We start from the raw sequence: 22,250 nt of genomic DNA, 5'->3' as shown, positions 1-22,250 counted from the left end.
CAGGTCTTCACTGGCACCAGTCAGGCTTCTTAGCCCCACCGTAAGGGACAGCCAATCCAGACCGTAGCAACAATTGACCCAGGTCCACACCGTCTAGGTCCACATCGGCCAAGATTCTGAAATACTTGTCCCGCTCAATCCCTGACAGCCTTATGGTCCTAGCCTCTCGGAGCTTGGCTACCGTGAACTGTTTGGCCTCTCGGGCTTGCTTGACCTCCTTCTCACACTTCCCCCGCAGCTCTGGCGTGTCGATGCCCTTAATCCTGACCGTGATTTTCTCCCCAAGGACAGGGGGCCATTCGTCCACGTTGACTGTGAAGCTGTCGCCGTCATAGATGCTTATGACCTGGGAGACTGTGGCTGGCGGTTGGGTAGCCCCTAGGGATTGTGACGCTATGAGAGCGCCTAGGAGGGGCCATAGGGCGTGTTGGTTCATATGGTCTATCACATCCTTGTGTTGGGCTTGAAGGCGTCCTGAAGTGCTTGTGATGCTTTTACTGAAGACTAGCAAACTAACTGATAGTATGGTGGAAATTCCTGAGGTGATGTACCCGAGAGGCTTAAATGAACCAGCCAGCAACACAGCAACAAGGCACCGAGGCTGATCAAAAAAAGGTGGGCTATAACGAGACTCTATCGCAGAAAGGAAGGGCCTCAGTGGCTGCTAGCACGGTCTTGATTCTGAGTTCTTTGGGTTTTGTTCACTTGACTCAATTACCGTTTATAGGTTCAGCCTTGAAGCCATCGGAAGGGATACCTTTAGCCTTAATGCTGTCGTTCGCAGCTTTTTATTACTGGTACAGGTTTAGCTCGTATAAACGCGTAACAGAATTGGATTCCATGGCTGAAGAGCTGAGTCAAAAATATATGAGGCTTTATCTACAATTGAAGGTTAATAGAATCATCGCTAAAGCTCACCGTCATATATTGCGACATGGTAGTTTGGGCGGCTTTGACATTTATCTTAGGTCGCCAGCATATGATGCCAATCAAAGAGATTCTGGACGTTTTTGGTCGCCGTTTCACTTAAAATTTTGGGCGGCTTGTCCAGGACAATTCGGAGGCTTCACGTGGCCAATACCGTTGACTTGGGGGCTGTTAGGCTATATGCCAAATGAATCGTGGCCTTTAGACTTTCAATCTGAGTATCGATTTGCGGATAGTGAGGGTTACGAGTGTATATTTGTGATGGACCATAGCATCCACATGTCGATGAAAAAATGGCGCCGAATGAAAATAATTTGTCAGCTATTAGCTTCGGTCCGTTTACCCGACTTTCTCGAAAAAACGTTCCCCACAATTCTATTGATTGTCGCCCTGGCGTTGGCATTGCCCACCCTATTTGACTCACCCCCTATCAAGCCCAAAACCACATGCGAGGAGGCTGCTTCGACCATGATAAAAGCCTGTTCATAATTGCCGGTCTTATTGACATAACCTCAGTAGGTTATGAGCGCCCGCAGCGGCGATTTCCAGTGCCTGTTTGGCCTGATACTGGCCTATGACGTCACTGAGGCAAAGCGCGTTGGTCTGTATGTCATCGAGCCATTCTGCGCCCTGTTCCAACCCCGGCAGCGGCTGCTGACCATGGAGAAACGCCACCAGATGTACTAACTGGCTGCACAGGCGAATGGCGGGATAATCCACCAGTTCGGCGTCGGCGCGGTTGGCGAGTGGCAATATGAGTTCGCGTCCATTGCGGCGCGCAGCCACGATAACGGGCAACAGGCCCGGGCAATGGCGAATATCACCGGACAGAGCCAGTTCGCCAACAAACTCACGGTCTTTCAGGCTGGTGAGGGGGATTTGACCGGAGGCGGCAAGAATGCCGATGGCGATGGGAAGATCGTAACGGCCACCCTGTTTGGGTAGATCGGCGGGGGCAAGATTAACCGTGATACGGCGCATGGGGAACTCGAACCCGGCGTTCACCAAGGCACTGCGTACCCGCTCTCTGGCCTCTTTGACAGAGGCTTCCGGCAGGCCAACCAGGTTAAAGGCGGGCAGGCCATTGGCCAGATGTACTTCAACAGTAACCGCCGGGGCTTCAACCCCCAGGCTTGCACGGGTGGCGACACAGGCAATGGCCATGGGACAAGTCCTTTTGTTCCAAAGATGACCTAAGCTTAGCAGGTGTCGGGAAAATGTAATCCCATGGTGTTTTATCTCACCAAGAGACAAGGCCACCAAATGCTACATTGCATTGTGTTATCAAATGTGAGATTTATGGTTAAATTGACTGTAAAACATAATCAGGGAAGATGCTCCACCGGCACGGATACAAGGCTCTTGGGAGATTAAGGTGTGCTCATGCGGCTGTTGTTTATCTTGGGGTTCTGGCTGTTTTTTTCCCCTTCTTATGCAAAAACGCCAGTGTTGTTTCTGAATCCGGGATACAGCAGCGAAAGTTTTTGGGGCGATGTGGATAGCCTGCTTGAGGCCAGCGCCGCCCGCTTGGACATGCAGGTCGAGACCCTGCACTCAGACCGTAATCATTTCGATATGATACGCCAGGCCACGGAAGTGGCCGGTCGCGCCAAGCTGCCGGCTTTCGTGCTGATGGTTAACGAAAAGCACGGTGGCCTTCGGATGCTGGAGGCCTTTTACCTCAAACCCGTTTATATCCAATTCATCCTCAATGACATCAGTACCGAAGAGCGCCAAAAGCTGCTTAAGGATCCCCATTGGCGCACCTACTTGCTGCCGGCTGTTATCCCCGATAATCAGGACGTAGGCACTCTGACTGCAATGGCGCTGGTGAAAAAACTGGGCGAGGAGCCTTCCCAGTTGGTGCTGATTTCCGGCGATAAAACCACCCCGGCCTCAGTGGAGCGAACCCAGGGGGCTTTGGCCGTGTTTCAGGCCCAGTCGGATGTCACTGTGGAGCAAACCGTCTATGGGCAGTGGCAGGAAGACAAGGCCTATCAGCAGGCTCAGGTGCTGCTTCAGCGTTATCCCACAATAAAAGCGGTATGGACCGCCAACGATCATATGGCTTTTGGGGTTATTCGGGCGCTGAAAGAAAAACAGCTTACACCGGGCAAAGATGTGTTGCTGTCTACCATCAATACCTCACCACGGGTGCTGGCACTCAGACGCGCCGGGGAAATCAACGCCCTGGGCGGAGGGCACTTTCTGGCCGCAGGCATTGCGCTGGCCAATATTCGCCAGTTCAAGGATACCGGCGATTACCCAAAGGTGCATATTTCATTGTTTCGATTGCTGGAGCCTGACACGCCGCTGTTTGATGCACTGGAAAAGCGGGACTGGGCCGGGCTGTTGGATCAGGTGCTTGACCCCACAAGGATACCCGGAAGCCTGTGAGCGAGTTTCCGACGTCGATCTCATTAGAAAAAAGGTGAACTGTTGAGCTCCCGCGTACATTCCATCAGCAGCAAGGTGACAGGTATGATCATTGGTGTCAGCACGCTGCTGGCACTTGTCACCATGCTTATCCAGTTTGTGTGGAACTATCTGGGGGCTGTGGACAACGCCAAGGCTGAAATTCGTGGTTACAGCGAGCTGATATTGCCGTCTATTGCCCAGGCGTTGTGGGATGCCGACAGGCCGCTGCTGAATGATCTGGTATTGGCGGTCTCGCGCTTGCCTGCTGTCAGCTTGGTTGAGTTGTCCAGTCTCGATGGTTTCACTGTGCAATCGGATAATGCGGCCCATTCGGCGCAGACCAATCCCAACGCCCGGATTGAAATGCCCGTGATGTACGAACAGCAGCCTGTTGCCACACTGCGGGTAGTACTCAGCAACAGCGAAATCTATCGGATGCTGTGGCAGCAGATGGTGTTTTTGGTGCTGGGAAACGGCATTAAAACCCTGGTCATGGCATTCGTAATTCTGTCGCTGCTCAAACATCTGGTGATTGGGCGTCTTGCCCGTTTATCGGCCTTTGCCAATACCGTGAGTTTGGCCAATGGCGAGCGTATCCATAAGCCCTTTTGGCCTGCCAATGATCAGGATGAAATAGGCTCGGTAGGCCGGGCGCTTGAAGCCATGTACCACAGACTCAGATCCGATCTGGCGCTTATCCGCATGCAGCAGCGCCAGTTGGCAAGAAGAGGCAGGGCGCTGAGCCATACCGTCGCGGCACAGGACTCCCAGCTGACCTGGCTTGCCAATGCCAACAGTCTGCTGGCCAAGGTGAGTCTGCAGTTTCTGGCGGCCACCAGTGCCGATGCCAGCAAAGAGCTGAATCATTTCACCCGTGAGCTTGGCGCCTTATTGGGCGTTGAGCGGGTCAGTGTGCTTGAGTTTGTGAGGGGGAAGGCCATCTATCGCAGTTTTTGGTCATCCAACGAATCAGATACGCCCGCCAGTGAGTTGGTCATAGATAACCTGCCGTTACTCAAACAAAAATTTGGCCACAGTCATACGTTGGTCATTGAGGATATCGAAAACCTGAAGGAATCCTCTCCCCAGGAATACCGCTATATGAAACAAGTGGGTATTGTCTCTGCGGCTGGGTTTGCCATTGCCGATGGTGACACCCTGCTGGGGGTGCTGTCTGTGGCCAATCGCCGGGGACCGCTGAATTGGACCGCGGATAAGACCCACATACTGACCCAATTTGCCTCGGCACTGAATGAGCTGTGGCTCAGGGAGCGGCACGAGAGCCGGATGTTTGAGCTGCAACAGGAATTGCTTCGGGCCAATATGCAGCTTGCCAGAGAGGCAGAGACAGACCCGTTGACAGGCCTCACCAACCGTCGCCCCTTTACCGATCGCTTATCGATGCAGCTTGAACAGGGGGGCGTACTCCTGATGGCTGACGTGGACTTTTTTAAAGGCTACAACGATACCTATGGCCATGTGGCCGGTGACGATGTATTGAAAAAACTGGCAGTGGAACTTCAAGCGCTTTTGCAAGACAGTGCCCTGCTGGCGCGGATTGGGGGAGAGGAGTTTGCTCTGATAGCCCCCGTGATGAGCGCAGATGAGCTTGAGGCACTATGCGACGGGCTGCTTACCCATGTCCGCAATCTTGCCATAGAGCACAAAGGATCGCATTTCGGCATAGTGACCCTGAGTTTGGGCGCGGTAAATCTGGATAATTGCAGCAATGTCCGCGATGCCCTGAGTCAGGCCGATGCCAGTCTTTATCTGGCCAAGCAGCAGGGGCGCAACCTTGCTGTTATCAATGGCCGGGTTAGTCCAAAGCCGCAGTTGATTGTGTCTTCCTGAGCGCGTCCCTTGCATTGGGCGATGATGTGCTTTGTTTCCGGCTGGGGCCATAACCAAAGGATTTAACGGGGGGCAGGTTCCAACTGCCTGCTTGCCTGTTCCAGGATGTGTGCCAGCTTGCCGGATGCCCTGAGGGTGGCAATTCGTTCATCAAATAGGCGTTTGAGTTCATTGCCGCGTGTGCTTTTGCGGGAGATCAGCACATAAAAAGGCTCGGCGGCGGCGCCGTTAATCAGGCCTTTCTCCAAAGGCGGCAAGGGAGGGTTGTTCATCAACGCCATCTTGGGGGCGAGCAATTCCAACCGGTCCAGATAAAAACGACAGCGACCCATTTTCAGGGTTTCCGCCAGCTGTTCGTAACTCGCCATGCGCATCAGATCCTTTTCTGCCGCCAGTCCGAAGTTGGCGTAGTTATGGCCGCCAAGGCCACAGATACCACCGTATCGCCAGAGGTCTTCGGCTGCAGCGACCTCGGCCGGAGCGTCACTGTTTTGTTTCAGAAAAAAATACCCCGGTGTCAGGTAATAATAGGGGGCTGATGAGATATAATCTTTGCGGCGCTGATCATTCATTGAGGCACTCATGGCAGCGTCAACGGCCCCTGTTGTCAATGACATCAGGCAGCGCCGCCAGGGTAGGGCTATCACTTCATAGGGAATATCTTCAAAAACGTGTTTGAGCACCTCGATGTCGTAACCGGCAAGGGTCTCTGTCTTTTGTTTTCCATCCCGGACAAAGTAGTTGAATGGCGGAAACTCTGTGGATTCGACACAAAACACCAAGGGGGACTCGTTCTGGGCATTGGCAGTGGTCGAGAACAGGGTCACAAAGCTGCAAAACACGAGCGTATATAATAGCTTAAACATAACTCCCCTCCGGCTTTAGCCGCACCCCTGAGTATAGCAAGATATCTGCGTATTGCCTCAGTTGCAGGACGGATTGAAAAATGAGTTTCTTTGAAAATAGTTTGATTATTCTGATGCTTATTGGCATCAGTTGTTTTTTTTCCATGTCGGAAATCGCCCTGGCGGCCTCCCGTAAAATTCGGCTGCGACAGCTGGCCGAAGAAGGCAATGAGCAGGCCCGAAAGGTACTTGAGCTGCAGGCCCACCCCGGCAGCTTCTTTACCGTGGTACAGATAGGCCTCAATGCGGTGGCCATCATGGGCGGCATTGTGGGGGAGTCGGCCTTTACCCCCCACATCATGGCCTTGCTCGATGGCATGGTGCCGGCTCAGTGGCTGGGTCAATTCAGTTTTATCTTGTCCTTTATGCTGGTGACCAGCCTGTTTATTTTGCTGGCAGACCTGATGCCGAAGCGTATCGCCATGGCTATGCCAGAGCGGGTTGCCGTGTCTTTGGTGGGAGCCATGGGCCTTTGCATTACGGTGCTGCGCCCTCTGGTGTGGGTGTTCAACGGCCTGGCCAATGGCCTGTTCCGTATGCTCAGGATCCCCACGGAGCGTAACGATGCCATCACTGAGGATGATATCTACGCGGTGATGGATGCCGGTGCCGAAGCCGGTGTTATCGACAAGGGTGAGCAGCAGATGATGGAGAACGTGTTTGAAATGCAGAGCGTTCCTGTGACGTCTGCCATGACACCAAGGGAGAGCCTGGTGTTCTTCCTGCAAAGCGACACCGAGGAAGACATCAAACGTAAAATTGCTGCCGATCCCCACAGCCAGTTTCTGCTCTGTGATGGTCAGCTGGATGCCATCAAGGGCTATGTGGACTCCAAGGACTTACTTATCAAGGTGATAAGCGGCCAGACATTGAATCTGAAAGACCCGTCACTGGTGCAGAGCTGCCCCATTATCCCGGATACCCTGAGCCTGTCGGAGGCGCTGGATTACTTCCGCAATAACAGGGTCGACTTTGCTGTGGTGCTCAATGAATACGCGCTGGTGCTGGGGGTGGTGACCTTTAACGACCTGCAAAGCGCCGTGATGGGCACCTGGTCGCTGGCCGAAGGGGAAGAGCAAATCGTGGCCCGTGATGCGTCCTCATGGCTGGTGGATGGGGTAACGCCCATCACCGACGTGATGCGTGCCTTTGGCATCGACAGTTTTCCCCAGAGCCAGAACTACGAAACCATTGCAGGCTTCATTATGTTTATGCTGCGAAAAATTCCCCGTCGCACCGATTTTGTGGTCTATGCCGGTTACAAGTTTGAAGTGGTCGATATCGACTCATACAAGGTGGATCAGTTGCTGGTGACCAAGGTGGAATTGCCGCCGGGTGCTGAGGATCAGTAAACCGCAGGATAACAAAAGGCCGCATGATGCGGCCTTTTTCATGGCAGGCTTTCAATAGTCGATGCAATCGAGAAAGGCGGCGATCAGCGGGTCGTTGCGGCGTTTGGCCTTGCAGCAGCATCCCAGTTCAAATGGCGCTATGGCCACCGGGCTTGGAATAAGCGCTATGCGGTCGCGCACCGGACTGTGCTGAATCACCACTTCCGGGGTGATACTCACGCCGCAGCCCAGCGCCACCATGGAGATAATGGCCTCGTGCCCCGATACCTTGGCGTAGATATTGGCATTGATCCCCATGGCCTTGAACCAGGCATCGGCGCGGCGCCTGCCGGGACCATGGTCCTGAATGATAAAGGGCAGCTTGTCCCAGGGGATGGTCTCTTCGGCCAAAAGCTCCCGTGCTCGGCACGCCACCTGGGGCGCAATGATACTCAGGGGAATGGTTTCAATCGGCGAAAAATGCAGGTTATCGGGAAAGGGCTCCGGCAAGGCTGCAATGGCGATGTCGGCGCGGTTTTGTTGCACCTCGCCCACGGCATTGGCGGCATCACCGGTATTGAGCACGATTTCCACCAGCGGGTGTTCCCGGCGAAATCTGTCCAGTAGCTTGGGCAAATGGCTGTAGGCCGCGGTAACAGAGCAGTAGAGATTCAGCCTGCCCTTGAGCTGTTGCTGATTGGGGTCGATACGGCTTATCAGCTGCTCCCAGCCATTCATCATGTCCTGGGCGAAGCGGCGAAATTCCACACCGGCCGAGGTCAGGCTGACGCTGCGATTGTCGCGCTCAAACAGTCGGGTACCGGCTTCCTCTTCCAGCCGCTGCATGGCACGGCTTAAGGTGGAAGGGCTCACATGCATCTGCTCGGCGGTGCGGGCAAACTGCAATGTGTCACACAGGTTTAAAAACAGCTTTATTTCGCGAATATCCATGCCAACCTCACAGGCATCATGACAGCCGTTCCGGACGTCACATCAAAACCTTACCGGGGTAAGTTTGTTGCAAAAATTGAAATATAAAGTTTCGTTTATATCATTTTGAGCAATGCTATCTCTGTTCTATAGTGAGTTCAATCACAATCGGTTGATGATATTAAGGTCACACTGATTGTTTGAACCCAATTGACGAAGGATAAGTGGTATTCACTATGGCTAACTACTTTAACTCATTGAATTTACGTCAGCAGCTGGCCCAGCTGAGCCAGTGCCGTTTTATGGATCGCAGCGAGTTTGAAAACGGCTGTGACTACATCAAGGGCTGGAATATCGTTATCCTCGGCTGTGGCGCCCAGGGCCTGAACCAGGGTCTGAACATGCGCGACTCTGGCCTGAATATCTCCTACGCCCTGCGCGCTGAGGCCATTGCTGAAAAGCGTGCTTCCTGGAAGAAAGCCACCGACAACGGTTTCACCGTAGGTACTTTCGAAGAGCTGATCCCACAGGCCGATCTGGTACTGAACCTGACGCCGGATAAGCAGCACTCCAACGTAGTTAACACTGTAATGCCGCTGATGAAGCAGGGCGCGACCCTGTCATACTCCCACGGCTTCAACATCGTTGAAGAAGGCATGCAGGTTCGTCCCGATATCACGGTTGTGATGGTGGCGCCCAAGTGTCCCGGCACCGAAGTGCGCGAAGAATACAAGCGCGGTTTCGGGGTTCCTACCCTGATTGCGGTTCACCCAGAGAACGACCCACGCGGTGACGGTCTGGAAATCGCCAAGGCCTATGCCAGCGCCACCGGCGGCGACCGTGCCGGTGTACTGCACTCGTCATTCATTGCCGAAGTGAAATCGGATCTGATGGGCGAGCAGACCATCCTGTGTGGCATGTTGCAAACCTCAGCCATCCTCGGTTACGAGAAAATGGTGGCCGACGGTGTTGAGCCTGGTTATGCCGCCAAGCTTATCCAGCAGGGTCTGGAGACCATCACCGAAGCGCTCAAGCAGGGCGGTATCACCAATATGATGGATCGCCTGTCTAACCCAGCCAAAATAAAAGCCTTTGATATGGCTGAAGAATTGAAAGGCGTTCTGGCACCTCTGTTCGAGAAGCACATGGATGACATCATCAGCGGTGAATTCTCCCGCGTGATGATGGCTGACTGGGCCAACGACGATGCCAATCTGCTTCGCTGGCGCGCCGAAACCAACGAGACTGCGTTTGAGAATGCACCAAGCAGCAATGAGCATATCGACGAGCAGACTTACTTCGACAAGGGCATCTTCCTGGTGGCCATGATCAAGGCCGGTGTAGAGCTGGCGTTCGATACCATGGTTGACGCCGGAATCATCGAAGAATCAGCCTATTACGAGTCGCTGCACGAAACGCCGCTGATCGCCAACACCATCGCCCGTAAGCGTCTGTACGAGATGAACGTGGGATTTCAGATACCGCCGAATATGGCTGCTATCTGTTCAATCATGCTGCCGTACCTCTGCTGCGTGACTATGTAAAATCCATGTCTGCCGAGTACCTGGGTGGAGGGCTGAAAGACAGCAGCAATGCCGTGGATAACGTGCGTTTGATTGAAGTGAACCAAGCCATCCGCAACACCGCCGTTGAGTACATCGGCGAGGAACTGCGCGGCTACATGAAAGACATGAAGCGCATCAGCGCTGCCCAGTAACAGGGGCACCATACCGGGCCGTTCAAGGAGCCAACAGCCCGGTTGCAACAAATGCAATAAAGCAACAGTTGTGTTGAGTGGTCACAACTGCCGCTGGCCGAGAGGCCTGAGCTTGTGGCCTAAGGAAGGTGAGAATAAGTCCCGTGCTTGCTCTGCGTGAGCTTACAGTGGATAGATGCAAGGCACAGTTCGCAGCGAATAGCCCTAGTCCTTCGCAAGAACTGTAACGTCGCAGATACCGCTGTAAGCCACGCCCTACGGGGCTTTAATAGCAACACCATTTCGGCGTTATTCAACTTCAGCAGGACGGCGGGGGCGCCCAGCCATGCTTTCAGTTGAATGCCTTGAACTGTCGTCGCTATCAAAGCCAGAGCTGTGCGAGGACTTGTTCGCACCTTCCTAAACTCGATACTTTTTCTGTTGTTGTTTGCATTGTCTCGGCAGGGAAGCTGAATCTTTTTTTGGAATGCAAATTTTCTGTTGTAAAGCCGGTAAGCTTTGTGCTAATTCTTAAAGCTCGCTTAAAAAGGCGACATCAGAAACGAATACGCAAGTTGATTAAGGACTCTGTCAAACGTGTTTAACCAGGCTGCCAAGCTCATTCTCGTGATTATTACCGTAGTGATTATTAAATCACAGCGGGGACGGCGCATGGCAAACTGACAGACCTAATCCAGGAAAGAAGTTGCAGAAAAGCCCCCCGCTCCGAAAGGACCGGGGGGTTTCTCGTTTCAGGGCATTTAAAAACTCGCGTACAGGCGCAGGGCAGGAAATTAGATGGAAGGACAGACGATGAGAGGGGCTGACGCAGTCATCAAGGTATTGGCCGCCCATGGGGTGAACACGGTATTCGGTTATCCCGGTGGCGCCATCATGCCCATCTACGATGCGCTTTACGGCAGTGAGGTCGAACACACCCTGTGCCGCCACGAGCAGGGTGCAGGCTTCGCTGCCGTGGGCTATGCCCGTGCCAGTGGCAAAACCGGTGTGTGTTTTGCCACCTCGGGCCCCGGCGCCACCAACCTCATCACCGCCCTTGCCGATGCTCTGTTGGATTCCGTGCCTGTGGTGGCCATCACGGGGCAGGTATCCACCGCCGTGATTGGTACCGATGCCTTTCAGGAAATCGATGTGCTCGGTATGAGCCTGTCCTGCACCAAGCACAGCTTTATGGTGCAGAGTATCGATGAGCTGGTGCCCACCCTGTACCGCGCCTTTGAACTTGCCGCCTCTGGCCGCCCCGGCCCTGTGCTGGTGGACATCCCAAAAGACATCCAAATCGCCCAGCTTGAATATCGTGCGCCGCTGTTGGCTGTAGCCGATGAGCCAGAAGTGCTGGATGCCGACATAGCTGCCGCCCGCGCCCTGATAGCGGCGGCCAAAAAGCCCATGCTGTACGTGGGCGGCGGTGTGGGCATGGCAGGCGCCGTCGAGCCGCTGCGCCGCTTTATCAAGGCCACCAATATGCCGTCGGTTGCTACCCTCAAGGGCCTTGGTGCCATCCCACATGGCACCCCGGGGTACCTCGGCATGCTGGGCATGCACGGCGGCAAGGCCGCTAACCTTGCGGTGCAGGAATGCGATCTCCTGATGGTGGTCGGCGCCCGTTTCGATGACCGTGTGACCGGTCGTCTGGCCTCCTTTGCCCCCAATGCCAGGGTGCTCCATCTGGATATAGATGCCGCCGAGCTGGGCAAGCTGCGCCAGCCCGATGTGGCCATTGCCGCCGAGCTGCGTGTTGTGCTGCCAAGGCTTGAAATGGAATTGGATATCGCCCCCTGGTGCAGCGAAGTGGAATCCCTGGCCGAGGCCAATCGCTGGGACTATAACCATCCCGGCAGCCTTATCTACGCCCCCGCCATGCTGCGCCGCCTGGCCAACAAGCTGCCGGAAGACAGCGTGGTGAGCTGCGATGTGGGTCAGCACCAGATGTGGGTTGCCCAGCATATGCATTTCCGTCGCCCTGAAGATCATCTGTCCAGTGCCGGCCTTGGCACCATGGGCTTTGGCTTGCCTGCCGCCATCGGCGCCCAGATGGCCCGCCCCGATGCCACAGTGGTGGCCGTGTCCGGCGATGGCTCCTTCATGATGAACGTGCAGGAGTTGACCACCATTAAGCGCCGTAAGCTGCCGGTGAAAATCCTGCTTATCGACAACCAGCGTCTGGGTATGGTGAAGCAGTGGCAACAGCTGTTTTTTGAAGAGCGCTACAGCGAGACCAACCTGTCGGACAACCCGGACTTTGTTGCACTGGCGTCTGCCTTTGAGATCCCCGGCCGCACCATTTTTGCTGCCGAAGAGGTGGAAGAAGCCTTGACCGAAATGCTCACCAGCAAGGGGCCTTACCTCCTGCATGTGGCCATAGATGATGCCTTTAACGTTTGGCCCCTGGTTCCGCCGGGTGCCTCCAACAGCGATATGATGGAAGAAATGGAGAGAAGCACATGAACCATAATCTGGAAGTCACCATGGCACAGCGTCCCGAAGTGGTTGAGCGTGTGCTGAGGGTTGTTCGCCACAGGGGCTTTACCCTGACCAACATGAATATGCGTCTGGGGGATGAGAGCGTATATCTGTCGCTGTCGGTCTCAAGCGAGCGGGGCATTGAGCTTTTAAGCAACCAGCTTTGCAAGCTGGTGGATGTGACCGGTTGTCATGTAATGCAGCCCGCCATGCCGCAGTCGGTCAGTGCCTGATCTCAATACATAAGTAAGATATTCTGTTTCCATCGAAAAATTTAAAAAGCAAAGGAAGTTTCAATGGCTAAATTACGTTCCGCCACCAGTACCGAAGGCCGCAACATGGCGGGAGCCCGCGCTCTGTGGCGTGCCACCGGCGTGAAAGATACCGACTTCGGCAAGCCTATCATCGCCATTGCCAACTCCTTTACCCAGTTTGTGCCCGGCCATGTGCACTTAAAAGACATGGGCTCACTGGTGGCCTCGGCCATCGAAGAAGCGGGCGGCATCGCCAAAGAATTCAATACCATTGCCGTGGATGACGGCATCGCCATGGGCCACGGCGGCATGCTCTATTCGCTGCCATCCCGCGAGCTGATTGCCGACAGCGTGGAGTACATGGTCAACGCCCACTGCGCCGATGCGCTGGTGTGTATCAGCAACTGCGACAAAATCACCCCCGGCATGCTGATGGCGGCGCTGCGCCTCAACATTCCTGTGGTGTTTGTTTCCGGCGGGCCCATGGAAGCGGGCAAAACCAAGCTGTCGGACAAGCTCATTAAGCTGGATTTGGTGGATGCCATGGTGGCGGCAGCGGACGACCGCATAAGCGATGCCGACAGCGAGAAAATCGAGCGCAGTGCCTGCCCGACTTGCGGCAGCTGCTCCGGTATGTTTACCGCCAACTCCATGAACTGCCTCACCGAAGCGCTGGGGCTGTCACTGCCGGGCAACGGCTCCATGCTGGCGACCCATGCAGATCGCCGTGAGCTGTTCCTCGAAGCCGGTCGCCGGGTGATGAAGCTTGCCAAGCGTTACTATGGCGAAGATGACGCCTCTGTGCTGCCCCGCGCCATTGCTTCTTTCAAGGCCTTTGAAAACGCCATGGCGCTGGATGTGGCCATGGGCGGCTCGTCCAATACCGTGTTGCACCTGCTGGCGGCGGCCCAGGAGGCCGAGGTGGATTTCACCATGGCCGATATCGACCGCATCAGCCGCAAGGTGCCGCACCTGTGCAAGGTGGCGCCCTCCACGCCCAAATACCATATGGAAGATGTGCACCGCGCCGGTGGTGTGATGGCGATTCTGGGTGAGCTGGACCGCGCCGGATTGCTGCACACAGACGTAAACCACGTGGCCTCGGAAGATGGCACCTTGAAATCTGTGCTCGAGCGCTTCGATGTGGTGCTGACTAAAGACCAAAAAGTGCACGAATTTTTCCGCGCAGGTCCTGCGGGCATCCCCACGACCCGTGCCTTCAGCCAGTCCTGCCGTTGGGACACCCTGGATGATGATCGCCGCGAAGGCTGTATCCGCAGCCGTGAGTTTGCCTTCAGTCAGGAAGGTGGCCTGGCGGTATTGTCGGGCAATCTGGCCGAAAACGGCTGTATCGTTAAGACAGCCGGGGTGGATGACTCCAATCTTAAGTTCAGCGGTGTGGCGCGGGTATACGAGAGCCAGGAAGACGCAGTCGCCGGCATCCTTGGCGGCGAAGTGGTGGCAGGTGACGTGGTGGTTATTCGCTATGAAGGCCCCAAGGGCGGCCCCGGCATGCAGGAAATGCTCTACCCAACCAGTTACTTAAAGTCACGGGGCCTTGGCACCCAGTGCGCACTTATCACCGACGGTCGCTTTTCCGGCGGCACCTCGGGGCTGTCCATCGGCCACGTGTCCCCCGAGGCGGCCTCCGGCGGCACCATAGGCCTGATTGAAAATGGCGACCGTATCGATATCGATATCCCTGGCCGCAGCATCAAACTGCTGGTGAGCGACGCCGAGCTCGAAAGCCGCCGCGCAGCCATGAACGCCAAAGGGCCGCTGGCCTGGAAACCACTCTCACGGGTTCGCCCTGTGTCCATGGCGCTTAAGGCATACGCCATGCTCGCCACCAGTGCCGATAAGGGCGCGGTGCGCGATGTCTCCAAACTGGAGGGCTGAGATGCTGGATTTTGCTGGTAGTGATACTCATAAATCAGAGGTGAAGCCTGTGGATCTTGCTCATTATTATCTGCAAAAAATCCTGCTTTCGTCCGTGTATGACGTGGCCAAGGTGACGCCCCTGTCCCACATGGGCAAGCTGTCGGCGCGCCTGGGGCAGGAGATTTATTTAAAGCGTGAAGACATGCAGCCGGTGCACTCCTTCAAGCTGCGCGGTGCCTACAACCGCATTTCGCAGCTGACTCAGGCTGAATGCGAACGCGGTGTGGTATGTGCCTCGGCCGGTAACCATGCCCAGGGCGTGGCGCTGTCGGCCTCAAGCCGCGGTGTGGATGCTGTGATAGTCATGCCCACCACTACGCCGGACATCAAAATCGATGCGGTGCGTCGCCGTGGCGGTAATGTGCTCTTGCACGGAGAGTCATTCGATCAGGCCAACGCCCATGCCCAGCATCTGGCGCAAACCGAGGGACGGGTCTATATCGCCCCCTTCGATGATGAGGCTGTGATTGCCGGACAGGGCACGGTGGCCCAGGAAATGTTGCAGCAGCAGCGGGATCTGGAGCTGGTATTTGTGCCCGTGGGCGGTGGCGGTCTGGTGGCTGGTATTGCCGCTTACTACAAGGCGGTGCGCCCGTCTGTGAAGATCATCGGGGTCGAGCCAGAAGATGCCGCTTGTCTTAAGGCAGCCATGGCTGCGGGCGAGCCTGTGACACTGTCTCAAGTGGGCCTCTTTGCCGACGGCGTGGCGGTTAAGCGCATCGGCGCCGAGCCCTTTCGAATCGCCAAACACTATGTGGATGAGGTGGTTACCGTGAGCTCAGATGAAATCTGCGCCGCGGTGAAGGATATCTTCGAAGATACCCGTGCCATCGCTGAGCCTGCCGGTGCCTTGTCGCTGGCGGGGCTTAAAAAATACCTGGCACAGGCTACGCCTGCTCTTGCTGAGGCTGGCACACCTACCCGCAAGGTGGCCGCCATCCTGAGTGGCGCCAATGTGAATTTCCATAGCCTCAGATACGTGTCTGAGCGCTGCGAGCTTGGCGAGCAAAAAGAAGCGGTGCTCGCGGTGAAGGTGCCCGAAGTGCCCGGCAGCTTCCTTAAGTTTTGCGAGCTTTTGGGCAAGCGCGCCATGACCGAGTTTAATTACCGCTTCTCTGGCCGCGACAGCGCCGTGGTGTTTGCCGGTATCCGGCTCTCCGGTGGTCAGCAGGAACTGAAAGAGATAATCGCGTCGCTCACCTCAGGTGGCTTCGAGGTGCAGGACCTCACCAATGATGAAACCGCTAAGTTGCACGTGCGTTATATGGTGGGTGGCCACCCCACAGAGCCTTTGAGTGAGCGGCTGCTGAGCTTCGAGTTTCCCGAGTATCCGGGGGCGCTGCTTAAGTTTTTAACCACCCTTGGCAGTCGCTGGAACATCAGCCTGTTCCACTACCGCAACCATGGCGCCGCCTTTGGGCGGGTGCTGGCAGGCTTTGATGTGCCGGAGGGCGACCATGAAGCCTTTGGCCGCTTCCTCACCGAGCTTGGCTTCGTGTGGCAGGAAGAAACCCACAGCCCGGCTTACCGCTTGTTTTTGGGCAGTAAATAAGTGGGAAAGCCCGTTAGGGAGGTGTGAGTGAGTCCCTGCGTGCTCTGGCTTTGGCGGCAATAGGAGTTCGAGGCATTCAACTGAAGGCATGCCGGGGCATGTCGAAGTTGAATAACGACGAAATACTATAGCCTCCGAAGCCCCTTTGGGCGCGACTTACCTGGGCGTGACTTACAAGGGTGTGGTTAGCGGCGCATTCATAGCTCAGTTCCTATTTGTCATTAACGAGAGCTAAATTCAGCAAGGTAAGCCAGTGCAGAGCGTGTATGGGGCTCATTCGAACCTCCCTTAGACCAAGGCAGGGGCGTTTTAGTATCCGGAATATGCTAGGGTAATTGCTCGGTTCTGAACGCCAAAATCCAGGATTCACGACCTCAGTGCCAAGAAAACCATGACCTCAGCGCGGCATTGCCGCGACAACCAACAAGGAGTTTCCATGCAAGCCGCTCCCAAGATAGCGCCCTTTATGCCGCCACGCCGTATTCTGATGGGCCCGGGCCCCTCTGATGTGTATCCCGAGGTGTTGCTGGCCCAGTCGCGCCCCACGGTGGGCCACCTGGACCCCTTGTTTGTGGCCATGATGGATGAGCTCAAAGCGCTGCTGCAATATGCCTTTCAGACCCGAAACGAAGTGACACTGGCGGTTTCTGCTCCGGGCAGTGCCGGTATGGAAACCTGTTTTGTAAACCTGGTGGAGCCTGGTGAGACGGTTGTTGTATGCCGCAATGGGGTGTTTGGCGAGCGGATGCGTCAGAACGTGGAGCGCTGCGGCGGTATTGCCGTGGTGGTGGACTTCCCCTGGGGCGCACCTGTCGATCCAGAAGTGGTAGAAGGGGTACTGAAGCTTAACCCCGATGCCAAATTTCTTGCCTTTGTCCATGCCGAAACCAGCACGGGCGCACTGTCGGACGCCAAAACCCTGTGTGCGCTTGCCCGAGAACACAACTGCCTGTCGATTGTGGATGCGGTGACCTCCCTTGGAGGGGTTGAGCTCAGGGTCGATGAGTGGGGCATAGATGCCATTTATTCTGGCAGCCAGAAGTGCCTGTCCTGTGTACCTGGCCTGTCGCCTGTGTCCTTCTCTCCCAGGGCGGTGGAAAAGCTTAAAAGCCGCAAGACGCCGGTGCAGAGCTGGTTTTTGGATCAGACTCTGGTAATGGGCTATTGGGGTGGCAGTGGCAAGCGCGCGTATCACCACACGGCGCCGGTTAATGCCCTTTATGCCCTGCACGAGTCGTTGCGACTGCTCGCGGAAGAAGGCCTTGAAAACGCCTGGACCAGACATCAAAAGATGCATCAGTTGCTTAAAGCCGGCCTCGAAAAGCTGGGGCTGGGTTTTGTGGTGGATGAGGCTTACCGCCTGCCGCAACTCAATGCGGTGTACATTCCAGAAGGTGTGGATGATGCCGCCGTGCGCAGCCAGCTGCTTAAGGGGTATAACCTTGAAATTGGTGCCGGACTCGGTGATCTGGCCGGAAAAGCCTGGCGAATTGGGCTCATGGGCTATGGCGCACGGGCCGAAAATGTGGCAATTTGCCTGAAGGCTCTGGAAGAGGTGCTGCAGTAATACGCGCTGCCAAAACCTGCGGGTTTTTGGCCTCTTCGGTTGTCAGTGTCTATAGTGAATGACAGTGATAATGCTAAGAGATTTTATGCGCTTACCTTTGATTTTATGGCTGCTTTTGGTGATGGTCGGGGCACATGCCTCTACCATCAGCATTGGCGCCTCTTCAAATTGCCCTCCCTATATTTTGGAAGATGCCGAATCCGGGCTGGAAGTGGAAATCATCCGTGCTGCCTTTGCGGCCGTGGGAATGGAAGCCAGCTTTAAGTTTTACTCCCGCAAACGGCAGTTGCTCTTCTACGAAAAAGAACGTTTCGACGGCATAATGACGGTGAATAGTTCACTGGATTTAACCGGTTATCCTTCTGATATTTATATCTATTATCAAAATGTTGCCATCAGTCTTGCCGAGAAGCACCTCCGCCTCGAGCGGGTTGCCGATTTGCAGAATTTAAGCATTGCCGCCTTTGATGATGCCTCCATACTGCTGGGGGGCGAGTTTTATAAGGTGAGCAAAAAGACTATCTACCGCGAACTCGACACCACCGAGAATCAAAACAAGATGTTATATCTCGGGCGTATTGATGTGGCTGTGGCTGAAAAGTATGTGTTTTTGGCCAATAACGTCAGGCTGGCAAGTGAGCTGGATACGTCGAAGGCCCTGGATATCCACGAGCTGTTTCCGCGAACTGCCTATCGCCTGATGTTCCGCAATTCCATCGTGCGTGATGCCTTCAATGAAGGACTGAGTAAAATCCGTGAAAACGGCCGTTACGACGCTCTGGTGAAACAGTTCCTCGATTAATCTGATTGAGGCTGACGAGTCCTGAATAGTCTTGGGCCCAGCCAGCTTGCCACTAAAATCCCCAACAGGCAGAGCGGCAGCGCTAGCGCCGTGGCTGCCATCACATCCTGGCTATGGTGCATACCCAGCAGCATGCGCGAGCCGCCCATCGCCAACGCCCAGACAGCCAAAAGAACACAGGTGCCCCAGTGTCCGGAGGCGATAAAAAACCAGCTCGCGGTCAGGGCCAGAATGGTGGCAAACAGGGTGTGGCCAGAGGGAAACGACAACCCCACTTCCTGCTGCCAGTGTTTTGCAACGTGGGGGCTCATGGGCGGTAAAGCCGAAGCGTCATTGGCAAAAAGCGCTGTCATCAACTCTCGGCGCTCGGCCTTGTGAAGCCGGTAAAAGTCATCTGTGTCCAGCAGCTTGTGTTTGGCCAGGAACAGTACATTGGGTCTGGGCTCATTAAAGTGGGTCTTCAGGCTTTCGTTGAGCCAGAGGCTGCTGCCGAGTGAGAGCGCCAGCGCCAACAGTAATTTGATTGCCTGTGGGTGTGACAGACGAATAAAGGCCAGCACTATGACTGCCGCCGTGCTGATGGCGCCCCAGGGCGCTGTGCCGGTAAAGGTGATGGCATAGACAAGTTCGGCAATGACACCGTCCAATGGCAGCCAGGGGAAGAGGGGAAGCTGCGCCAGGGTCAATACAGTTGCCGGCACCAGCAGCAACAGCCATAGGATGAGCAGGAGCAGAGGGCGAATGCGGCGGTCAAAACGCGGAGCCAAAGTATGCTGCATCAAGATTCCTTTCAGGCAACAGTGAAAACAATCCAGGCAGACTAACCATCAACTCCCGGAAATTCAAAATAAAAAAACGGCGACCACAAAGTATTTGGCCGCCGTGTCCTTCATGTTCAAGGCTCGAGGGATGAATTGGACATTAGGTTTATTCCTGCAGGCATTTTCCCTGGCGTCTTGTCAGGTACATGAGTACCAGCAGGACGGTGACCAAGAGGGTGCTGCCCATCAGCAGGGCATAGTCTTCGAGCCGCAAAATGGAATACAGCAGACCATAGAGACCGAGCAACATGGCCAGCATGATGCTGCCGCGAACATAACTTTGGGTGGCGCTGGCCACATAGGCAGGAATGCTGAGCACGGGCACGGCTGCGGCAATCATAAAGGCCTGGCCAAAGCTCAAATGCTCCGACAATGCCAGTAGCAACAAATAAAACAGGGTCATGGCTGCGCCAACCAGCAGGTATTGCAAGGCCGACAAGGCTTGTCCCTGCCCAAGTTCAAACATCAGCAGCAAAATAAAGGTCAGGGCCACAAACAGCAGGCCATACTTGATGGCGCGCTCCACCTTGCCGTAGTGGGTGACGGGTTCAAATAACTGGGTGTGCGCCCGGGCCTCCATCAGATCCATTGGTTGGGACGCCCGCATGATTTGTGGGTAGTTGCGGCTAAGGTGGCTGATGTGCCAGTTGGCATTAAAGCCATTGGCGCTTATCTCACGGGCTTCGGGCAAAATGCCATTGAAACTGGGATGGGGCCAGTCGGCATTGAGCTCGAAGCGTGAATCTTCTCCAAGCGGCAGAAACCCAATGCCCTGTGAGCCCCGCAGGCGCAGTTTAAAGTCCACTTTGAAGGGCGCTGTGTTTTGTCCAAGCTGCACAGGTTGATGAAATCCCCGACTAAGTGCCTCCTGAGCCAGGCCGGTGCCTGACATCAGTGAGCCGTGGGAACTCAAGCCATCGCCACTGACCACAAAATTGTCTACCCCATCGATGGCCTGATTGGAAGACAGACCAAACACCAGTCTGGCGCGATTAAATTCGTACGCTTCCAGATTGCTGATAAGGGGCAGATTCAGGGAAAACTCCGCCTGCCCCTCAACACCGCTTTGATACACCAGCGAGTGGTAAATGCCGCGGTCGCGGAAATCGTGGTTGAGGCTCGCCTTCATTTTCAGGTGCTCGGGCAGGATAAGCAGCTCATCCTCAATACTGCTGCGCCTCTGCTTGCGGCTGCCATCGGCGCTGGTTTCTTCGGTGAGCACCGAATAACGATAAGGAAGCACCAACACGGGACCCGCCAGAACCTGCTCTTCACCCCATGCCTGACCTATGTCCCGCACCACATCGCGGTACAGGCGCTCTCTGTCTGAAGCCAGATCCTGCACCAGCGTCAGCGGAATGATGGCCAGCAGGCACAGCATCAGGGTGAGTGAGCCCTTGAGAATGAGGGCGATCCGATTCAGTAATAAAGGATTATCGGTATTGCCGTATAGCCGGGTCAGTCCGGCGCGAATGGCCACAAAGGTACCAAAGCCAATGGCCCCGAGGAGCGCGAGCGCCATGAGGCCGAAAAACATGTCCGCCATCTGTTCTTCCTTGCAGTCTGGTTCGTGGTGAGATTGCAGTAATTGAAACAGAACCCGGCCTCAACAGGGGGGCAGACCAATGATCAATAGTGGCAGAATTATGGCAATTGCGGTGTAGAAAGCAGCGATTGTGCAAATAGCTGTCATCCTTGACTAAAGTTAGTACAGGATGCAGTAAATTTGACCGGGGTCACCCCGACGGTGACTCGACTGGCCTATGCTGACATCAGGTGTGGCCCGGGTGCGCACTTGTGCCCCGGGAATGCTAAGGAGGTCCAAGATGCGCTTTCAGGTTCAATTTACCCTGGCCATCCGCAGTTTCGATCGTAAACGCGCGGCATTCCTGTCAAAAAAACTGACCCTGCCTTTTGTGCCCTTTGTGGGTTTACAGTTGGTGGAGCCCAGTGGCAACAGCGAGCCCGTGATCTCTGTGGCCTGGTCCGACGAAACTCAGACGTTCCACTGTCATATCGATGCCATACAGGCGCAGATGCCTCAGGGCTGTGAGCTTGACCTTGATTATCTGATTGAGTCAGCAAGGGAAAATGGTTGGGAGGGCGCCGCAAAAATTTACGATCTGGCCGCATAGTCATAAAGCATTGAAGGAGTCTGGCCCGATGAGAAAGGGAGTTTGGTTGTGGTGTTTGCTGTTTTCGGCCGGTGCATCGGCCCATGAAGTGGCTCTGGGTGGTGGCTTCGGTGCCGGTTTTTCCCACCCTGTGCTGGGGTTGGATCATTTGCTGGCCATGCTCAGTGTGGGCATGGTCAGTACCCGACTTGGCAGGCACGCCATCTGGCAGGTGCCTCTCGCCTTCCTGTGTTTTATGTCCCTTGGTGCCGTGCTTGGTATAGCCGATATCGCCTTGCCCCTGGTGGAAGCCGGGATTGCTTTGTCGGTAATGCTGCTTGGGCTCGCCATCGCCTTTAACCGTGCTCTGCCGCTTTGGCCTGCCATGTTGGCGGTAGCGATATTCGGCATATTCCATGGTCATGCCCATGGTATGGAAATGCCAACACTGGCGAGTCCCTGGTTGTATGGGCTGGGCTTTCTCCTCGGTACAGCTACGATACACCTTATCGGCGTATTTACCGGCTTACTGCTGGCGATGAAAGAGCGCCGCTATCCACTGACCCGCATCACCGGAGCAGGCATAGCTGCCATGGGCACCCTGTTCCTGATAGGCACAGTGTTGCCGGGATAAGCGGGTCGGCAACGAAAAACGCC

17 protein-coding genes and 2 pseudogenes are annotated in these 22,250 nt (G+C 55.3%); 13 read left to right on the top strand and 6 right to left on the bottom strand.

What is annotated here, in order from left to right:
* Positions 1-7: 7 nt before the first annotated feature.
* Entirely contained in the window at positions 8-436 is a 429-nt protein-coding gene (locus K0H63_RS18000; RefSeq protein WP_220065862.1) for a thermonuclease family protein, read from the bottom strand.
* A gap of 128 nt (positions 437-564) precedes the next feature.
* On the opposite strand from K0H63_RS18000, the gene K0H63_RS17995 reads away from it, so the two are divergent.
* Positions 565-1,416, top strand: coding sequence for a hypothetical protein (locus tag K0H63_RS17995; protein ID WP_220067960.1), 852 nt, complete (start codon positions 565-567; stop codon positions 1,414-1,416).
* A gap of 18 nt (positions 1,417-1,434) precedes the next feature.
* Here K0H63_RS17995 and K0H63_RS17990 read toward each other — a convergent pair.
* Positions 1,435-2,091: pseudogene (locus K0H63_RS17990) on the bottom strand (magnesium chelatase domain-containing protein); the annotation flags it as partial.
* Between the two features lie 282 nt (positions 2,092-2,373).
* Here K0H63_RS17990 and K0H63_RS17985 point away from each other — a divergent pair.
* Both K0H63_RS17985 and K0H63_RS17980 read left to right on the top strand, forming a co-directional pair.
* Complete coding sequence (locus K0H63_RS17985; protein WP_258405424.1) at positions 2,374-3,324, top strand: ABC transporter substrate-binding protein; 951 nt, start codon at positions 2,374-2,376, stop codon at positions 3,322-3,324.
* Positions 3,325-3,366: 42 nt separating this feature from the next.
* Positions 3,367-5,196 carry a GGDEF domain-containing protein gene (locus K0H63_RS17980; RefSeq protein WP_220065860.1) on the top strand — a complete coding sequence of 610 codons (1,830 nt, stop codon included), beginning with the start codon at positions 3,367-3,369 and terminating at the stop codon, positions 5,194-5,196.
* Between the two features lie 62 nt (positions 5,197-5,258).
* On the opposite strand, the gene K0H63_RS17975 is transcribed toward K0H63_RS17980, so the two are convergent.
* On the bottom strand, positions 5,259-6,062 hold the full coding sequence (locus tag K0H63_RS17975; RefSeq protein WP_220065859.1) for a substrate-binding periplasmic protein: 804 nt from the start codon (positions 6,060-6,062) through the stop codon (positions 5,259-5,261).
* An 80-nt stretch (positions 6,063-6,142) separates the two neighbouring features.
* On the opposite strand from K0H63_RS17975, the gene paeA reads away from it, so the two are divergent.
* Complete coding sequence (gene paeA / locus K0H63_RS17970; RefSeq protein ID WP_220065858.1) at positions 6,143-7,453, top strand: polyamine export protein PaeA; 1,311 nt, start codon at positions 6,143-6,145, stop codon at positions 7,451-7,453.
* Between the two features lie 51 nt (positions 7,454-7,504).
* Here the strand turns inward: paeA and ilvY are convergent, their stop codons facing one another.
* Positions 7,505-8,383: an HTH-type transcriptional activator IlvY gene (gene ilvY / locus K0H63_RS17965; RefSeq protein WP_220065857.1), complete on the bottom strand. Its 879-nt coding sequence runs from the start codon at positions 8,381-8,383 to the stop codon at positions 7,505-7,507.
* A gap of 215 nt (positions 8,384-8,598) precedes the next feature.
* On the opposite strand from ilvY, the pseudogene ilvC reads away from it, so the two are divergent.
* The 7 genes and pseudogenes from ilvC (at position 8,599) to K0H63_RS17930 (ending at position 18,658) form a co-directional block, all read left to right on the top strand.
* A pseudogene (ilvC, locus tag K0H63_RS17960) lies at positions 8,599-10,079 on the top strand (ketol-acid reductoisomerase).
* A gap of 777 nt (positions 10,080-10,856) precedes the next feature.
* On the top strand, positions 10,857-12,527 hold the full coding sequence (ilvG, locus tag K0H63_RS17955) for an acetolactate synthase 2 catalytic subunit (protein WP_220065856.1): 1,671 nt from the start codon (positions 10,857-10,859) through the stop codon (positions 12,525-12,527).
* A complete protein-coding gene (gene ilvM, locus K0H63_RS17950) occupies positions 12,524-12,775 on the top strand; it encodes an acetolactate synthase 2 small subunit (RefSeq protein ID WP_220065855.1) in 252 nt (83 codons plus the stop codon). The genes ilvG and ilvM overlap by 4 nt, the downstream gene beginning before the upstream one ends.
* 63 nt (positions 12,776-12,838) lie before the next feature.
* Entirely contained in the window at positions 12,839-14,695 is a 1,857-nt protein-coding gene (gene ilvD, locus K0H63_RS17945; protein WP_220065854.1) for a dihydroxy-acid dehydratase, read from the top strand.
* A 1-nt stretch (position 14,696) separates the two neighbouring features.
* Entirely contained in the window at positions 14,697-16,289 is a 1,593-nt protein-coding gene (gene ilvA, locus K0H63_RS17940) for a threonine ammonia-lyase, biosynthetic (protein WP_220065853.1), read from the top strand.
* 436 nt (positions 16,290-16,725) lie between these two features.
* Positions 16,726-17,856 (top strand): pyridoxal-phosphate-dependent aminotransferase family protein, encoded by a 1,131-nt coding sequence (locus tag K0H63_RS17935; protein WP_220065852.1) that lies wholly within the window; start codon positions 16,726-16,728, stop codon positions 17,854-17,856.
* Positions 17,857-17,941: 85 nt separating this feature from the next.
* Positions 17,942-18,658: a substrate-binding periplasmic protein gene (locus K0H63_RS17930; protein ID WP_220065851.1), complete on the top strand. Its 717-nt coding sequence runs from the start codon at positions 17,942-17,944 to the stop codon at positions 18,656-18,658.
* Here K0H63_RS17930 and K0H63_RS17925 read toward each other — a convergent pair.
* Entirely contained in the window at positions 18,655-19,437 is a 783-nt protein-coding gene (locus tag K0H63_RS17925) for a phosphatase PAP2 family protein (RefSeq protein ID WP_220065850.1), read from the bottom strand. The genes K0H63_RS17930 and K0H63_RS17925 overlap by 4 nt on opposite strands.
* A gap of 148 nt (positions 19,438-19,585) precedes the next feature.
* Positions 19,586-21,025, bottom strand: a complete 1,440-nt coding sequence (creD, locus tag K0H63_RS17920) for a cell envelope integrity protein CreD (protein ID WP_220065849.1) — start codon at positions 21,023-21,025, stop codon at positions 19,586-19,588.
* 280 nt (positions 21,026-21,305) lie between these two features.
* Between creD and K0H63_RS17915 the strand changes: the two genes are divergently transcribed.
* The gene (locus tag K0H63_RS17915) at positions 21,306-21,614 is read left to right on the top strand and encodes a hypothetical protein (RefSeq protein ID WP_011761380.1); all 309 of its coding nucleotides are present in this window, start codon (positions 21,306-21,308) and stop codon (positions 21,612-21,614) included.
* Positions 21,615-21,642: 28 nt separating this feature from the next.
* On the top strand, positions 21,643-22,227 hold the full coding sequence (locus K0H63_RS17910; protein ID WP_220065848.1) for a HupE/UreJ family protein: 585 nt from the start codon (positions 21,643-21,645) through the stop codon (positions 22,225-22,227).
* The last annotated feature ends 23 nt before the right edge of the window (positions 22,228-22,250 follow it).

The sequence above is a fragment of the Shewanella zhangzhouensis genome (assembly GCF_019457615.1).
GTDB lineage: Bacteria > Pseudomonadota > Gammaproteobacteria > Enterobacterales > Shewanellaceae > Shewanella > Shewanella zhangzhouensis.
Note: the sequence above shows the minus strand (reverse complement) of the source record. Positions and strands in the feature narration are given on the sequence as shown.

Excerpts from the sequence above, each read along its gene's own strand:
- K0H63_RS18000 (WP_220065862.1), bottom strand. The coding sequence starts at position 436 with ATGAACCAACACGCCCTATGGCCCCTCCTAGGCGCTCTCATAGCGTCA.
- K0H63_RS17995 (WP_220067960.1), top strand. The coding sequence starts at position 565 with ATGAACCAGCCAGCAACACAGCAACAAGGCACCGAGGCTGATCAAAAA.
- K0H63_RS17975 (WP_220065859.1), bottom strand. The coding sequence starts at position 6,062 with ATGTTTAAGCTATTATATACGCTCGTGTTTTGCAGCTTTGTGACCCTG.
- paeA (WP_220065858.1), top strand. The coding sequence starts at position 6,143 with ATGAGTTTCTTTGAAAATAGTTTGATTATTCTGATGCTTATTGGCATC.
- ilvY (WP_220065857.1), bottom strand. The coding sequence starts at position 8,383 with ATGGATATTCGCGAAATAAAGCTGTTTTTAAACCTGTGTGACACATTG.
- ilvG (WP_220065856.1), top strand. The coding sequence starts at position 10,857 with ATGGAAGGACAGACGATGAGAGGGGCTGACGCAGTCATCAAGGTATTG.
- ilvM (WP_220065855.1), top strand. The coding sequence starts at position 12,524 with ATGAACCATAATCTGGAAGTCACCATGGCACAGCGTCCCGAAGTGGTT.
- ilvD (WP_220065854.1), top strand. The coding sequence starts at position 12,839 with ATGGCTAAATTACGTTCCGCCACCAGTACCGAAGGCCGCAACATGGCG.
- ilvA (WP_220065853.1), top strand. The coding sequence starts at position 14,697 with ATGCTGGATTTTGCTGGTAGTGATACTCATAAATCAGAGGTGAAGCCT.
- K0H63_RS17935 (WP_220065852.1), top strand. The coding sequence starts at position 16,726 with ATGCAAGCCGCTCCCAAGATAGCGCCCTTTATGCCGCCACGCCGTATT.
- K0H63_RS17930 (WP_220065851.1), top strand. The coding sequence starts at position 17,942 with ATGCGCTTACCTTTGATTTTATGGCTGCTTTTGGTGATGGTCGGGGCA.
- K0H63_RS17925 (WP_220065850.1), bottom strand. The coding sequence starts at position 19,437 with ATGCAGCATACTTTGGCTCCGCGTTTTGACCGCCGCATTCGCCCTCTG.
- creD (WP_220065849.1), bottom strand. The coding sequence starts at position 21,025 with ATGGCGGACATGTTTTTCGGCCTCATGGCGCTCGCGCTCCTCGGGGCC.
- K0H63_RS17915 (WP_011761380.1), top strand. The coding sequence starts at position 21,306 with ATGCGCTTTCAGGTTCAATTTACCCTGGCCATCCGCAGTTTCGATCGT.
- K0H63_RS17910 (WP_220065848.1), top strand. The coding sequence starts at position 21,643 with ATGAGAAAGGGAGTTTGGTTGTGGTGTTTGCTGTTTTCGGCCGGTGCA.